Source organism: Streptomyces toxytricini, assembly GCF_014649915.1.
GTDB lineage: Bacteria > Actinomycetota > Actinomycetes > Streptomycetales > Streptomycetaceae > Streptomyces > Streptomyces toxytricini.
Map to the genome: position 1 here is coordinate 116,918 of NZ_BMTY01000003.1, position 15,689 is coordinate 132,606.

The 15,689-nt window shown below is 70.8% G+C and carries 12 protein-coding genes; 10 read left to right on the forward strand and 2 right to left on the reverse strand.

All coding sequences use genetic code 11. The annotated features are described in order from the left end of the window. Positions 1 to 19 precede the first annotated feature (19 nt). Both fusA and tuf read left to right on the forward strand, forming a co-directional pair. A complete protein-coding gene (gene fusA / locus IE170_RS04605) occupies positions 20 to 2,149 on the forward strand; it encodes an elongation factor G (protein ID WP_189808014.1) in 2,130 nt (709 codons plus the stop codon). A gap of 155 nt (positions 2,150 to 2,304) precedes the next feature. Next, positions 2,305 to 3,498, forward strand: coding sequence for an elongation factor Tu (gene tuf / locus IE170_RS04610; RefSeq protein ID WP_114053726.1), 1,194 nt, complete (start codon positions 2,305 to 2,307; stop codon positions 3,496 to 3,498). A gap of 195 nt (positions 3,499 to 3,693) precedes the next feature. Here the strand turns inward: tuf and rfbC are convergent, their stop codons facing one another. Continuing rightward, positions 3,694 to 4,293, reverse strand: a complete 600-nt coding sequence (gene rfbC / locus IE170_RS04615) for a dTDP-4-dehydrorhamnose 3,5-epimerase (RefSeq protein WP_189808015.1) — start codon at positions 4,291 to 4,293, stop codon at positions 3,694 to 3,696. After that, positions 4,290 to 5,165: a glucose-1-phosphate thymidylyltransferase RfbA gene (gene rfbA, locus IE170_RS04620; RefSeq protein ID WP_125540851.1), complete on the reverse strand. Its 876-nt coding sequence runs from the start codon at positions 5,163 to 5,165 to the stop codon at positions 4,290 to 4,292. The genes rfbC and rfbA overlap by 4 nt, the downstream gene beginning before the upstream one ends. A gap of 84 nt (positions 5,166 to 5,249) precedes the next feature. On the opposite strand from rfbA, the gene rfbB reads away from it, so the two are divergent. The 8 genes from rfbB (at position 5,250) to IE170_RS04660 (ending at position 15,359) form a co-directional block, all read left to right on the forward strand. After that, positions 5,250 to 6,227, forward strand: a complete 978-nt coding sequence (gene rfbB, locus IE170_RS04625; protein ID WP_189808016.1) for a dTDP-glucose 4,6-dehydratase — start codon at positions 5,250 to 5,252, stop codon at positions 6,225 to 6,227. Between the two features lie 65 nt (positions 6,228 to 6,292). Further along, complete coding sequence (rfbD, locus tag IE170_RS04630; protein ID WP_189808213.1) at positions 6,293 to 7,162, forward strand: dTDP-4-dehydrorhamnose reductase; 870 nt, start codon at positions 6,293 to 6,295, stop codon at positions 7,160 to 7,162. Continuing rightward, on the forward strand, positions 7,159 to 8,487 hold the full coding sequence (locus IE170_RS04635) for a lipopolysaccharide biosynthesis protein (protein WP_189808017.1): 1,329 nt from the start codon (positions 7,159 to 7,161) through the stop codon (positions 8,485 to 8,487). The genes rfbD and IE170_RS04635 overlap by 4 nt, the downstream gene beginning before the upstream one ends. A gap of 68 nt (positions 8,488 to 8,555) precedes the next feature. Continuing rightward, positions 8,556 to 9,242: a glycosyltransferase family 2 protein gene (locus IE170_RS04640; protein WP_229884592.1), complete on the forward strand. Its 687-nt coding sequence runs from the start codon at positions 8,556 to 8,558 to the stop codon at positions 9,240 to 9,242. Further along, on the forward strand, positions 9,242 to 9,643 hold the full coding sequence (locus tag IE170_RS04645; protein WP_189808019.1) for a DUF2304 domain-containing protein: 402 nt from the start codon (positions 9,242 to 9,244) through the stop codon (positions 9,641 to 9,643). The genes IE170_RS04640 and IE170_RS04645 overlap by 1 nt, the downstream gene beginning before the upstream one ends. 4 nt (positions 9,644 to 9,647) lie before the next feature. Next, a complete protein-coding gene (locus IE170_RS04650) occupies positions 9,648 to 10,553 on the forward strand; it encodes a glycosyltransferase family 2 protein (protein WP_189808020.1) in 906 nt (301 codons plus the stop codon). 73 nt (positions 10,554 to 10,626) lie between these two features. After that, a complete protein-coding gene (locus IE170_RS04655) occupies positions 10,627 to 12,558 on the forward strand; it encodes a hypothetical protein (RefSeq protein ID WP_189808021.1) in 1,932 nt (643 codons plus the stop codon). Positions 12,559 to 12,755: 197 nt separating this feature from the next. Beyond that, positions 12,756 to 15,359: a peptidoglycan recognition protein family protein gene (locus IE170_RS04660; RefSeq protein ID WP_189808022.1), complete on the forward strand. Its 2,604-nt coding sequence runs from the start codon at positions 12,756 to 12,758 to the stop codon at positions 15,357 to 15,359. The last annotated feature ends 330 nt before the right edge of the window (positions 15,360 to 15,689 follow it).

The following is a 15,689-nucleotide window of genomic DNA, read 5'->3' on the forward strand; positions in this document are numbered from 1 at the left end:
GAGAGAAGACTGAAGCCTTATGGCTACCACTTCGCTTGACCTGGCCAAGGTGCGCAACATCGGCATCATGGCCCACATCGACGCGGGCAAGACGACCACCACCGAGCGCATCCTGTTCTACACCGGTGTCTCCTACAAGATCGGTGAGGTCCACGACGGCGCTGCCACGATGGACTGGATGGAGCAGGAGCAGGAGCGCGGCATCACGATCACGTCTGCCGCGACGACCTGCCACTGGCCGCTCGAGGACGTCGACCACACCATCAACATCATCGACACCCCGGGCCACGTGGACTTCACGGTCGAGGTGGAGCGTTCGCTCCGAGTCCTCGACGGTGCCGTCACCGTGTTCGACGGTGTCGCCGGTGTGGAGCCGCAGTCCGAGACGGTGTGGCGTCAGGCCGACCGTTACGGCGTGCCGCGCATCTGCTTCGTCAACAAGCTCGACCGCACCGGCGCCGAGTTCCACCGCTGCGTCGACATGATCAAGGACCGCCTGGGCGCGGTTCCGATCGTCATGCAGCTCCCGATCGGTGCCGAGGCGGACTTCCAGGGCGTTGTCGACCTGGTCCGCATGAAGGCGCTCGTCTGGTCCGCCGAGGCGACCAAGGGCGAGATGTACGACGTCGTCGACATCCCCGACACGCACACCGAGGCCGCCGAAGAGTGGCGCGGCAAGCTGGTCGAGACCGTCGCCGAGAACGACGACGAGATCATGGAGCTCTTCCTCAACGGCGAGGAGCCGACCGAGGAGCAGCTGCACGCCGCCGTGCGCCGCATCATCCTGGGCTCCGGCAAGGGCGATGGCTCGACGATCACCGCGGTGTTCTGCGGTACCGCGTTCAAGAACAAGGGTGTCCAGCCCCTGCTCGACGCGGTCGTCCGCTACCTGCCGTCGCCGCTCGACATCGAGGCCATCGAGGGCCACGACGTCAAGGACGCCGAGACCGTCGTGAAGCGCAAGCCGTCGGACGAGGAGCCCCTCGCCGCGCTCGCCTTCAAGATCATGAGCGACCCGCACCTCGGCAAGCTCACCTTCGTCCGGGTTTACTCGGGCCGCCTGGAGGCCGGCACCGCGGTGCTGAACTCCGTCAAGGGCAAGAAGGAGCGCATCGGCAAGATCTACCGCATGCACGCGAACAAGCGTGAGGAGATCGACTCGGTGGGCGCCGGCGACATCGTCGCCGTCATGGGCCTGAAGCAGACCACCACCGGTGAGACGCTGTGCGACGAGAAGCAGCCGGTCATCCTGGAGTCCATGGACTTCCCGGCCCCGGTCATCCAGGTCGCCATCGAGCCCAAGTCCAAGGGTGACCAGGAGAAGCTGGGTGTCGCCATCCAGCGTCTCGCGGAGGAGGACCCCTCCTTCCACGTCCACTCGGACGAGGAGACCGGCCAGACCATCCTCGGCGGCATGGGCGAGCTGCACCTCGAGGTGCTCGTCGACCGCATGAAGCGCGAGTTCAAGGTCGAGGCCAACGTCGGCAAGCCGCAGGTCGCGTACCGCGAGACCATCCGCAAGGCGGTCGAGCGCCACGACTACACGCACAAGAAGCAGACCGGTGGTACCGGTCAGTTCGCCAAGGTGCAGATCGCGATCGAGCCGATCACCGAGACCGACGGTCCGGCGTACGAGTTCGTGAACAAGGTCACCGGCGGCCGCGTGCCGAAGGAGTACATCCCTTCGGTCGACGCCGGTGCGCAGGAGGCCATGCAGTTCGGCATCCTGGCCGGCTACGAGATGACGGGCGTCCGCGTCACGCTTCTCGACGGTGCCTTCCACGAGGTCGACTCCTCCGAGCTCGCGTTCAAGATCGCCGGTTCGCAGGCCTTCAAGGAGGCCGCGCGCAAGGCGTCCCCCGTGCTCCTCGAGCCGATGATGGCCGTTGAGGTCACCACGCCCGAGGACTACATGGGCGACGTCATCGGCGACATCAACTCCCGCCGTGGCCAGATCCAGGCCATGGAGGAGCGTCACGGCGCCCGCGTCGTGAAGGGCCTCGTGCCGCTGTCGGAGATGTTCGGCTACGTCGGAGACCTCCGCAGCAAGACCTCGGGTCGCGCCAGCTACTCGATGCAGTTCGACTCCTACGCCGAGGTTCCGCGGAACGTCGCCGAGGAGATCATCGCGAAGGCCAAGGGCGAGTAACTCTCCCGAGCACACGCTTTAGGCTTGTCACCGGAACCTCCGGGGCAGCAGGGGATTCTTCCGAAAAACCTGTTGCCCCGGGGACCGGCTTTCCAGCAAAGATCACCTGGCGCCGATGAGTAAGGCGTACAGAACCACTCTCCAGGAGGACCCCCGTGGCGAAGGCGAAGTTCGAGCGGACTAAGCCGCACGTCAACATCGGCACCATCGGTCACATTGACCACGGTAAGACGACCCTCACGGCCGCCATTACCAAGGTGCTGCACGACGCGTACCCGGACCTGAACGAGGCCTCGGCCTTCGACCAGATCGACAAGGCTCCCGAGGAGCGCCAGCGCGGTATCACCATCTCCATCGCGCACGTCGAGTACCAGACCGAGGCGCGTCACTACGCCCACGTCGACTGCCCGGGTCACGCGGACTACATCAAGAACATGATCACCGGTGCCGCGCAGATGGACGGCGCCATCCTCGTGGTCGCCGCCACCGACGGCCCGATGCCGCAGACCAAGGAGCACGTGCTCCTGGCCCGCCAGGTCGGCGTTCCGTACATCGTCGTCGCCCTGAACAAGGCCGACATGGTGGACGACGAGGAGATCCTGGAGCTCGTCGAGCTCGAGGTGCGCGAGCTCCTCTCCGAGTACGAGTTCCCGGGCGACGAGCTCCCGGTCGTCCGCGTCTCGGCGCTGAAGGCGCTCGAGGGCGACAAGGAGTGGGGCGAGAAGCTCCTCGGCCTGATGGCTGCCGTCGACGAGTCGATCCCGACCCCGCCGCGCGACACCGACAAGCCGTTCCTGATGCCGGTCGAGGACGTCTTCACCATCACCGGTCGCGGTACGGTCGTCACCGGCCGTATCGAGCGCGGTGTCCTGAAGGTCAACGAGACCGTCGACATCATCGGCATCCGCCCGGAGAAGACCACCACCACGGTCACCGGCATCGAGATGTTCCGCAAGCTGCTCGACGAGGGCCAGGCCGGTGAGAACGTCGGTCTGCTGCTCCGCGGCATCAAGCGCGAGGACGTCGAGCGCGGCCAGGTCATCATCAAGCCGGGCTCGGTCACCCCGCACACCGAGTTCGAGGCGCAGGCCTACATCCTGTCCAAGGACGAGGGTGGCCGCCACACGCCGTTCTTCAACAACTACCGTCCGCAGTTCTACTTCCGTACCACGGACGTGACGGGCGTTGTGACCCTGCCGCAGGGCACCGAGATGGTCATGCCGGGCGACAACACCGAGATGTCCGTCCAGCTGATCCAGCCGGTCGCCATGGAGGAGGGCCTGAAGTTCGCCATCCGTGAGGGTGGTCGCACCGTGGGCGCCGGCCAGGTCACCAAGATCGTGAAGTAATTTCACGTTCTGACCTGGTAGTCCGCGCGAGCGGGCTCCGTGTCTGACATCCAGGGCCCCTTCCCTGTCGCTCCGGCGGCGGGGGAGGGGCCCTGGCTGTTTCCCGGGCGGGGTGCACCGCCGCCCGGGGCGCGTACGGAAGAGGGCCGCACCCCCGGCGGGGTGCGGCCCTCTGTGCGTGCGGTGCGGCGGGCGTCAGGCCGTGCGCAGCGACTCGGTGAACGCCTTGCAGGCGGCGTAGTCGGGCAGCAGGCCCGTCTCGACGGCCTGCGCCAGCGACGGCGCGGCCTCGTCGCGCGCGGACAGCAGCGGGACCTCGGCCGGCCAGTCGATGCCCAGGTCCGGGTCGAGCGGGTGCACCGAGTGCTCGCCGGTCGGGTTGTAGGTCTCGGAGCACAGGTACGACAGCGTGGCGTCGTCGGTGAGGGCGCAGAAGCCGTGGCCCATGCCCTCGGGGATGTAGACCGCACGGCGGTCCGTGTCGTCGAGGCGGACGCCCTCCCAGCGGCCGAAGGTCGGCGAGCCGACCCGGAGGTCGACGATGACGTCCAGCACGGCGCCGCGCACGCACGTCACGTACTTCGCCTGGCCGGGCGGCACGTCGGCGAAGTGGATGCCGCGGACGACGCCGCGGGAGGAGACCGAGAGGTTGGCCTGGGCCAGCTTCAGCGGGTGGCCGACGAGTTCGGCCAGCCTGTCGAAGCGGTACCACTCGGTGAACAGGCCGCGCGGGTCGCCGTGCAGCTGCGGGGTGACCTCGAAGACGCCGTCGAGGGAGAGTTCGCGGAACTTCACTTGGCCGCCTCCTCGTCGAGCAGGTTCAGCAGGTACTGCCCGTAGCCGCTCTTGAGCAGGGGTTCGGCCAGCGTGCGCAGCTGCGCGTCGTCGATGAGGCCTGCGCGCCAGGCGGCCTCCTCGATGCATCCGATCTTGAAGCCCTGGCGCTCCTCGATGACGCGGACGAACTCGGAGGCCTGGACCATGGAGACGAAGGTGCCGGTGTCCAGCCAGGCGGTGCCGCGGTCGAGGATGGTGACGTTGAGCTCGCCGGCCTGGAGGTAGGCGTCGTTGACGGCGGTGATCTCCAACTCGCCGCGGGCGCTGGGCTCCAGGCCCCTGGCTATCTCCACGACGCGGTTGTCGTAGAAGTACAGGCCGGGCACGGCGTAGCGGGACTTGGGCTTGGCGGGCTTCTCCTCGATGGAGATGGCCTGGCCCTTCTCGTCGAACTCGACGACGCCGTACGCCGTCGGGTCGGCGACGGGGTAGGCGAAGACGCGGCCGCCCTTGGCGCCGGTGTGCTCGGCGAGGCGGGTGCCGAGGCCGCTGCCGTGGAAGATGTTGTCGCCGAGGATGAGGGCGACGGACTCGTCGCCGATGAAGTCGGCGCCGAGGACGAAGGCCTGGGCGATGCCCTCGGGGCGCTCCTGGACCGCGTACTCCAGCCGCAGGCCGAACTGGGAGCCGTCGCCGAGCAACCGCTCGAACTGCGCCCGGTCCTCCGGCGTGGTGATGACGAGAATCTCACTGATTCCGGCCATGACCAGGGTGGAGAGCGGATAGTAGATCATCGGCTTGTCGAAGACGGGGAGCAGCTGCTTCGAGACTGCCCGGGTCAGCGGCCAGAGTCGGGATCCGGTTCCACCGGCCAAGAGAATTCCACGCATGGGCACAACCCTATGCGAGAGGAAGCGGAGTGAGGCGCTCCGGGCCGGTGGGGTGGTAGGACAAGCGGCTAGACTCTTCGTACTATGCGCATCCTCGTGACCGGCGGCGCCGGCTTCATCGGTTCAGAATTTGTTCGCCAGCAGCTCGGTGCGGATGCATCGGCCCAGATCACGGTCTTCGACAAGCTGACCTACTCCGGAGTCGAAGCCAACCTCGCGCCGGTCGCGGACCACCCCGGTTACAAGTTCGTCAAGGGCGACATCTGCGACGCCGAGGCCGTCGACGCGGTGATGCCCGGCCACGACGTCGTGGTGCACTTCGCCGCCGAGTCGCACGTCGACCGCTCCATCGCCGGCGCCGGCCCGTTCGTCATGACCAACGTCGTCGGCACCCAGGTGCTGCTGGACTCCGCGCGGAAGCACGGCGTCGGCCGCTTCGTGCACATCTCCACCGACGAGGTCTACGGCTCCATCAGCGAGGGCTCCTGGACCGAGGAGTGGCCGCTGGTCCCCAACTCCCCGTACTCCGCCTCCAAGGCCTCCTCCGACCTGCTGGCGCTGGCGTACGCGCGCACGCACGGCATGGACGTCGTGGTGACCCGCTGCTCCAACAACTACGGGCACTACCAGTTCCCGGAGAAGGTCATCCCGCTGTTCGTCACCAACCTGATGGACGGCCGGAAGGTCCCGCTGTACGGCAACGGCGGCAACGTCCGCGACTGGCTGCACGTCTCCGACCACTGCCGCGGCATCGACCTGGCGATGCGCAAGGGCCGCGGCGGCGAGGTCTACAACATCGGCGGCGGCACCGAGCTCACCAACAAGGAGCTCACCGGCGTCCTGCTGGAGGCCGCGGGCCTGGGCTGGGACATGGTCGAGCACGTCGAGGACCGCAAGGGCCACGACCTGCGCTACTCCATCGACATCAGCAAGATCAACGCCGAGCTGGGCTACGAGCCGCAGGTCCGCTTCGAGGACGGCATCGCGCAGACCATCGCCTGGTACCGCGAGAACCGCGCCTGGTGGGAGCCGCTGAAGGACAAGGCAGCGCTGCAGAAGTGACCGCCTCCGCCACCCCCGCCGTGCCGTCCGCCGCCGGACGCTGGGTCGTCACCGGCGCCGCCGGCATGCTCGGCCGGGACCTCCTCGCCGTACTGGAGGACGCCGGGATCGAGGCGGCCGGCCTGCGCCGAGCCGACCTCGACGTCACCGACGCCGCCGCCGTCCGGGCCGCCGTCGAGGGCGCCTCCGTCGTCGTCAACTGCGCCGCCTGGACCGACGTCGACGGCGCGGAGACCGCCGAGGACGCCGCCACCGCCGTCAACGGCACCGGCGTCCGCGTCCTCGCCGCCGCCTGCGCCGACGCCGGCGCGCGCCTGCTGCACGTCTCCACGGACTACGTGCTCCCCGGCGACGCCTGCGAGCCGTACGCCGAGGACGCCGAGACCGGCCCGCTCAACGCGTACGGCCGCAGCAAGCTCGCGGGCGAGCGCGCCGTCGCCGAACTGCTCCCGCAGGACGGCTACACCGTCCGCACCGCCTGGCTGTACGGCGAGCACGGGCCGAACTTCGTCGCCACCATGCTGAAGCTCGCCGCCCAGCGCGACACCCTCGACGTCGTCGACGACCAGCACGGCCAGCCCACCTGGTCCCGCGCGCTCGCCCACCGGCTCGTCGAGCTGGGCCTCGCCGCCCTCGCGGGCCGCGCCCCGGCCGGCGTCTACCACGGCACCGCGAGCGGCCGCACCACCTGGTTCGGACTGGCCCGCGAGGCCTACCGGCTCGCCGGCCTCGACCCGGAGCGGATCCGCCCCACCACCTCCGCGGCCTTCGTCCGCCCCGCGGCGCGCCCCGCGTTCAGCGTCCTCGGCCACGACCGCTGGGCCGGGGCCGGCCTGGCCCCGCTCGCCGACTGGCGCGAGCAGCTCGCCGAGGCGCTGGGCACGCCCGAGTTCACCCGGCTCGCCGCCGGGGCCCGCGAGGGCAGTACGGGATGAAGGCCCTGCTGGGCAAGGCAACCGCGGCGCTGCCGCCGGGCACCGTCGCGGTGGCCGGCGGCACCGTCGTGCTGGGCGCGGCCTCGTACGTCCACCTGGGCGTGGCCGGGCACAGCCTCTCCACCGAGGCCATGGCGAACGTCTCCGTCCTGTGGACGATCGTGATGTCCGTCGGCATCGGCGTGTTCTTCCCCGTCGAGCAGGAGCTCACCCGGATCGTCGCCGCCCGCGTGGTCCTCGGCCAGGGCGCCGCACCCGTGCTGCGCCGGGCCACCCTGATGACCGCGGCGATGCTCGGCGCGACCCTGCTCGTCCTCACCCTCGGCGCAGGCCCGATCGCCGACCTCCTCTTCCAGGGCGACCGCGGCCTGGTCGCCGCGCTCGGCGGCGCCTTCACCGGCATGGCCGTCTGCTACCTGACCCGCGGCGTGCTCGCCGGGCTCGGCCGGTTCGGCGCGTACGGGCTCCAACTCGGCCTCGACGGCGGCCTGCGGATCCTCCTCGCCTTCGGCTGCGCGGCGCTCGGGCTGGACTCCGCGCTCGCCTTCAGCCTCGTCCTCGCCCTGGCGCCCGTCGCCGCCGTGCTCGCCACGCTGCCGCCGCTGCTGCGCGCCGCCGGGCCCGGCGGCGCCGTCTCCTGGCGGGAGCTGACGGGCGGTCTGGGCCTGCTGGTCGTCTCGACGCTGCTGTCACAGGTCGTCGTCAACGCCGCGGTGATGAGCACCAAGCTGCTCGCCCCGACCGACAGCGTGCTGATCGCCGCCCTGCTCAACGCCCTCGTCCTGGCCCGCGTGCCGCTGTTCGTCTTCGGCTCGCTGCAGGCCTCGCTGCTGGGCGGGCTCACCTCCGCGTTCACCGCCGGCGACCGGGCGGCGTTCTCGGCGATGCTGCGCCGGATCGCCGTCGTCGTCGGCATGCTCGGCCTGGCCGGCGGCATCCCCGCGACGGCGCTCGGCCCCTGGCTGATCGAGGTCCTCTTCGGGGCCCGCCCCGTCCTGGGCTGCCTCCACTTCTTCCTGCTGTCCGCCGGCACCGTGGCGTACATGTTCGCGATGGTGCTCGGCCAGGCGCTGATGGTCTTCAAGCGGCACCACCTGCAGCTGCTGTGCTGGGCCGTCGGCACCGCCGTCCTCGTGGGCGTCACCTTCGCGCCGGGCGACGTCGCCCTGCGCGTCATCCTGGCCTACGCCCTCGGCTCCCTGGCGACCGTGCTCGGTATGCTGGCCGTGCTGAGGCTGAGGTTCCCCGGGGCTCCGGGCGCAACCGGGGGGCCCGGGCACGAGGGCGCCGCAAGCCCGCTGGGCGCCGGGGCGGTCGGGGAGTGACCATGCCGGCCCGCGACGTCCCACCGATCAACGCGCACGCGAACGTGCCACTTTCCGCTGGAGCTACCGTGTCCCAATACGACGATGTCTGGCTGGTCATACCGGCCTATAACGAGGGCCAGGTGATCGCCGGGGTCGTCGAGGATGCGCGCAAGACGTTCCCCCACATCGTCGTCGTCGACGACGGCAGCACCGACGACTCCGCCGAGCACATCGCCACCACCGGCGCCCACCTGGTGCGCCACCCGGTCAACCTCGGCCAGGGCGCCGCCCTCCAGACCGGCCTGAAGTACGCCCTGGCCCAGCCCGGCGCCCGCTACTTCGCCACCTTCGACGCCGACGGCCAGCACCAGACCGCCGACGTCGAGAAGATGGTCGAGGTCCTGCGCCGCGACGAGGCGGACGTCGTCCTCGGCTCCCGCTTCATCGAGCAGAACGGCCAGGTGCCGTGGATCAAGCGGGTCGTGCTGCGCACCGCCGCCGCCGTCAGCCCGACGGCCCGCAAGCTGAAGCTGACGGACGCGCACAACGGCCTGCGCGTGCTGAGCCGCAAGGCCGCCGAGCAGCTGAACATCACCATGAACGGCATGGCGCACGCGTCGGAGATCGTCGGCTTCCTCGCCGCGTCCGACCTGCGCGTCGCCGAGGTCCCCGTGGACATCCTCTACACCGAGTACTCGCGCGCCAAGGGCCAGTCCCTGATCAACGGCGTGAACATCGTCTTCGACATCACCATGCGGGAGCGTGACCGCTGATGAAGTACTTCTGGATTCAGCTGCTCCTCATCGCGGGCTCGCTGTCGATGGCCCTGGTCTTCATACGGACCTGGGGCCAGGCCAAGAACCGGGCGTGGAAGCGCATCGCGTTCTCCGTGTTCGTCGTCGTCAACGTCTACGCGGTGCTGCGCCCGACGGACGTCACGTGGCTCGCCCACAAGCTCGGCGTCGGCCGCGGCACCGACCTCGTGCTGTACGTGATGGTGCTGGCGATGGGCTTCCTGACGCTCAACACCTTCCTGCGCTTCCGCTCGCTGGAGAAGAAGATCACCGACCTGGCCCGGACGGTCGCGCTCAACGAGGGCGCCCGCCACAACGACGAGCGCCTCGGCAAGCCCGAGGAGGGCGCCGACTCCGGCTCCGCGAAGGTGAAGGCCTGACACCGTGGCGACGTTCGACTTCATGCTCCCCTACTACGGGGACGTGCAGCTGATGCAGGACGCCGTCCGCAGCGTCCTGGCCCAGACGGACCCCGACTTCCGCCTCGTCGTCATCGACGACGGCAAGGAGCCGGACGTCCCGGGCTGGTTCGAGTCGCTCGGCGACCGCCGCGTCACCTACCTGCGCAACGAGCAGAACCTCGGCATCACCAAGAACTTCCAGAAGTGCGTCTACCTCTCCGAGGCCGACCACGTCGTCATCATGGGCTGCGACGACCTGCTGCACCCCCACTACCTGGAGACCGTCCGCGGCATCCTCGCGGAGCACTCGGGCATCGGCATGGTCCAGCCCGGCGTCGAGGTCATCGACGGCGAGGGCAGGCCCGCCCACGGACTGGCCGACCAGGCCAAGCGGCGCCTGTACGCCCCGCAGGTCGACGGCCGGCGCGTGATGGGCGGCGAGGAGCTCGCCACCAGCGTGCTGCGCGGCAACTGGCTGTACTTCCCGTCGATCTGCTGGCGCGGCGACGCCCTCCGGAAGATCAACTTCCGGGACGAGTACAGCGTCATCCAGGACCTGGCGCTCGTCGTCGACCTCCTGGAGGCCGGCGAGGACATGGTCATCGACGAGTCGACGACCGTCTTCCGCTACCGCCGCCACGCCGTCAGCGAGTCCTCCGTCCAGGCCTTCTCCGGCACCCGCTTCACCGAGGCCGAGCGGTACTTCTCCGCCGTGGCCGCGCGCATGGACGCCCGCGGCTGGCACAAGGCCGCCAAGGCGGCCCGCTTCCGCAGCGCCTCCCGCCTGCACGCGATCACGATGCTGCCGGGCGCGCTGCGCCGCGGAAACCGCGATGGCCTGCGTACGCTCGCGCGGCACGCGTTCACGGCCGGACAGCGAGCCGACTGACACCCCGCACACCCCAGACCGCGGCCCCCCCGGCCCCGCCGCGCGGTTCCACCCGCATCCGGATTGGACGGACATGACACACCTGGCCCCCGAGGCCATCGGAGAGCCCGGTGCCACGCGCGGCGGCACCGGAACCAGCACGAGGAAGGGGGGCGGCCCGGCCGCGGCGGCCGCCGGGCGCCTGCGGGTGTGGTTCTCGCGCCGCTGGGTGCGCGCCCTCGCCGAAGCCGTGGTCAGCCTGGCGGCCGCCCTCGGCTACGTGCTGCTGAGCCGGCACATCGTGGTGAACCCGATCGTCCGCCTCGGACAGGTCAGCGGCCTGGCCGCGCTCCAGAAGTACGCGGCCGTCCTCGGCCTGCCGCTCCTCGCCCTCCTCCTCTACACCGCCTACCGCGGCTCGGCCCGGCGGCATGCCCTGGCCAAGCGCCTGGTGTGCGCGGCGCTGGCGGGCCTGGCCACAGGCGTCATCGCCGGCGGCGTCGTCGTCGCCCTGCGCGGCACGCCCCACCCGCTCGGCGGGCAGGACGGCGACCCCGGCGTCCTGATCGACATGGCCAACTCGTTCCTGCACCGCGAGGGGATGTCGGGCATCTACCCGCCCGCCTTCCCGGCCCTGATGGCCCTCTGGGCCAAGATCCGCTACCACGGCCGCGGCGAGACCGGGTTCGCCCTGCACGACCTGCAGATCTTCTTCACCGCGGTCGCCGGCCCGATGGCGTACCTGGCCTGGCGGACCCTGCTGCGCCCCTTCTGGGCGCTGCTCATCGCCGTGCCGGCGGCCGTGCTGTTCCTCGACCCGATCCGCCCCTACAGCCACGTCGTCATGATCGTGCTGCTGCCGCTGCTGGGGTACTGGCTGCGGCACATGCGCCGGCCCGAGGGGCGCACCACCCGGCAGCTGGTGCTGCGCGGGGCCGGCTCCGGGCTCGTCTTCGGCGCGCTGTTCCTGTGGTACTCCGGCTGGTACGTGTGGGCCGCCCCCGGCATCGCCGTCCTCGCGCCGTTCCTCTTCCCGTGGCGCCGCGGCGGCGGGGCCGCCCGCAAGGCCGGCCTGTTCGTGGGGTCCACCGTGGCCGTGGCCGGGGTCGTCGCCTCGCCGCTGCTGTACCAGATGGTGCGGCTGGGCGCGGAGAACCCCGACCGGTACGCCTTCCTCTCCGTGTACGCCGACCCCGGCTACGTCCTCGGCTGGGTCTCGGACCGCTCCGGGACGCTGACCTACCAGACCTGGCCGGTCGCCGGCGAGATGGCCGGGCAGAGCGGCTTCGCCCTGCTCCTGCTGTTCGCCGTGGGCCTCGGTCTCGGCCTGGGGCTGCGGAGCATCATGGTCCGCACGGCGGCGGCGGTCCTCGCGGGCGCCTGGTTCGCCCGCTTCTGGTTCGCCTCGCAGATGGCCCACGAGAAGGCCGTCCAGCTCTACCCCCGCACCACCTGGATCATCATGTACTGCCTGATGATCCTGGCCGTGCTCGGCATGATGGCCGCCGTCGGCCGCGGCTCCGGCTGGATCGAGCGGACGCTGCGCCCGCGGACCGCCGCGGCCGGCGGCCCGGCCGCGGGCCGGGTGATCCCGCAGCGGGTGGTGCGCCAGCTCGCCGCCGGCATGATCTGCGTGACCGCCCTGTTCGCGGCGATGGGCGCCTCCTGGTCGGTCAACCGCTACATGCCCTCGGAGGACGTCGACCAGATGGGCATCGACGCCTACCGGGCGCACACCCTGAAGGAGCGCGACGGCACCTGCCCGCGCTACTCGCCCGTCAAGGGGGAGTGCGAGGACATCCACAAGCGGGACTGGAAGCCCGCCCCCATCCAGGACTTCATCTGGTGCGCGGGCATCACGGCCGACGAATGGCCCTCCGTCTGCGGGCACAGGGCGCCCAAGGGCGTCCGCTCGCGGACCGACATCGACCGGGAGCGGATGGCGCAGCTCGCCGAAGCCGTCAGGAAGGCCGAGGCCGCCGAGAAGGCGGAGGCCGCCAAGAAGGCCGAGTCCGCGAAGAAGTAGCCGCTGCCGGACGGCTGCCAGGGCCCCCGGACCGACCGCGTGCGCGCGGCGGGCCGGGGGCCTTCGCTCGTCCCGCACGGGGCCCGCACGAGGCCTCCCGACCCCGCGCGCGGGGCTGTCGGAGCCGACCAGTAGCATCCGCCGCAATAGTCATGTCTTCAACAAGCGGTACGTACCCAAGGGGTGGGAACAACAACGTGAAGCTGAATCGTGTACGGGGGACGGCTCTGGCCGCCGTGCTCGGCGCGGCCGCGGTCCTGGGCGTCCAGGCCACCGCGGGCGCCGAACCGGGGGCCGACGCAGGCACAGGCAGATCGACGGCCTACAGCAGCAAGACGAAGGCCCGCGGACCGGTCGCGAGCGAGGTGCACCGGCTCGCGCTGAAGGCCAAGGGCGCCGGCGAGGCCGGTCTCGCCCGGCAGGACACCGAGCCGTTCGGCCTCCTCGGCGTTTCCTGGACGGACCCGGCCGCCGAGGTCAAGGGCACCATCGAGGCCCGCGCCCGCGACGCCCGTACGGGCACGTGGTCGCGCTGGATCGAGCTGGAGCCCCTCAAGCCCGGCATGGACGGGCCGCGCCCCGGCGCGAAGGGCGCGACCGAGCCCGTGTGGGTCGGCGCCTCCGACGGCGCCGAGGTCCGCGTCAAGGGCGGTGCGATCCCCGCCGGCATGGAGCTCACCCTGGTCGACCCGGGCGGCAAGGCCGGCGCCGCCCGGCGCAGCGGCACCCTGGACGCCGACCCGGCGGCCTTCGCCGCCACCACCGCGGAGCCGGGCCCGCCGTCGACCGCCCCGAAGCCGGCCGTGGTCTCGCGGCTGGAGTGGGGCGCCGACGAGTCCCTCAACAACGAGGGCCCGATCTACCTGCCCGAGGGCAGGGTCAAGGCCGTGTTCGTCCACCACACCGCCGACGCCCAGCCGTACGACTGCTCGCAGTCGGCCGCGATCGTCCAGGGCATCCACGTCTACCACGTGAAGACGAACGGCTGGCGCGACCTCGGCTACAACTTCCTCGTCGACAAGTGCGGCACGATCTTCGAGGGCCGGCAGGGCGGCGTCGACCAGCCCGTCCTCGGCGCGCACACCTACGGCTGGAACTCCGAGTCGGCGGGCATCGCCGTCCTCGGCGACTACACCTCCAACGGCATCACCCCGGCCGCCCAGTCGGCGATCGCCCGGATCGCCGCGTACAAGCACGGCCAGTACGACGGCGACATGAACGGCACCACCACGCTGACCGCGGGTGCCACGCAGGTCAACTTCTCCGGCAAGTCCTTCACCGCCGGCCAGGCCTACCCGTTCAAGTCGGTCTCCGGGCACCGGGACGGCTTCAACACGCAGTGCCCGGGCGACCGGCTGTACGCGCAGCTCGACGCGGTCCGCGCCGCCGGCCCCGCCGCGCAGCTGAAGGCGACCACCCTGAACGGCAAGCCCGTCCAGCCGGGCACCGTCCACCAGACCACCGGGGCGCTCGCCCTGGAGTGGAGCACCAGCACGCCGAGCGACCGGCTGGCGAAGTTCGAGCTGCTGGTCGACGGCTCCCCGGTCGCGACGGTGCCGGGCAGCGCGCGCTCCGCCGGCGCGATGCTGCCCGACGGCAGCCACCAGGTCGAGGTCCGGGCCACCGCGGTGAACGGCGCCGTGTCCACCTCGCTGCCGGTGAGCGTCCTCGCCGAGGCCGCCCCCGCCACGTTCGTGCCGGTCGCCCCGAAGCGGCTGATGGACACCCGCGAGGGCCTCGGCGTGCCGAAGGCCCAGGTGGGACCGGGCGGCACGGTCACCCTGCCCGTCGCGGGCGTCCAGGGCGTCCCGGCCACGGGCGTCACGTCCGTCGTGCTGAACGTGACGGCGACGAACCCGACCGAGGCGAGCTTCGTCTCCGTCTACCCGAACGGCATGACGCGCACGAGCGCCTCCAACCTGAACTTCACCGCCGGCCGGACCATCCCCAACCTGGTGGTGGTGCCGGTGGTCGACGGCAAGGTGAACTTCTACAACAACCAGGGCCGCGTCGACCTGATCGCGGACATCACGGGCTACTTCACGGCGGGCTCCACGGGCTCCTCGCACGTCAACATCGGCCCGAAGCGGCTGATGGACACCCGTGAGGGCCTCGGCGTGCCGAAGGCGCCGGTCGCCGGCGGCGCCGTGGTCACCCTCCCGGTGGCGGGCGTCCAGGGCGTCCCGGCCAGCGGCGTGACCGCGGTGGTGCTGAACGTGACCGCGACCAACCCGACGGACTCCAGCTTCGTGTCGGTCTACCCGAGCGGCACGACCCGTACGAGCGCGTCGAACCTGAACTTCACCGCCGGCCAGACGATCCCCAACCTGGTGGTCGTCCCCGTCGTGGACGGCAAGGTGAACTTCTACAACAACTCCGGCCGCGTCGACCTGATCGCCGACATCACCGGCTACTTCGCGGAGGGCTCCGCGGGCTCGTCCCACTTCAACATCGGCCCGAAGCGGCTGATGGACACCCGCGAAGGCCTCGGTGTCCCCAAGGCCCAGGTGGGCCCCGGCGGCACCGTCACCCTCCCGGTGGCCGGCGTCCAGGGCGTCCCGGCGACCGGCGTGACCGCGGTGGTGCTGAACGTGACCGCGACCAACCCGACGGACTCCAGCTTCGTGTCGGTCTACCCGAGCGGCACGACCCGTACGAGCGCGTCGAACCTGAACTTCACCGCCGGCCTCACCATCCCGAACCTCGTGGTGGTGCCGGTCGTGGACGGCAAGGTGAACTTCTACAACAACTCGGGCCGCGTCGACCTGATCGCCGACATCACGGGCTACTTCGCCCAGTGATCTGAGGAAACGATCCCGCGCGGAAACGGTGCGGCGGGGGCCTTCCGGAGATGTTCCGGGAGGCCCCCGCCGCCGTGCGCGCCGCCGTACGCGGCCCTCCGGGCCGGCCGGGAGCGGCCGCCGCGTGGCGCTGTTTGACCGCTCGGGGTCGCGGGGTATTCTCTTCGGCCCGATTGGCCAGGTGTGCACCTCGTATGGCAGACTACTCAAGTTGCTCGGCTGAGTGTCGATGCTGCGCGCCTCCCGCCGGGAGGACCGGAAGCGAGTCCCACGGTACTCGTCGCCTTTATCTGCCCCCCGGGGCAGCAATGGGGCGGAAGTACGGGAATC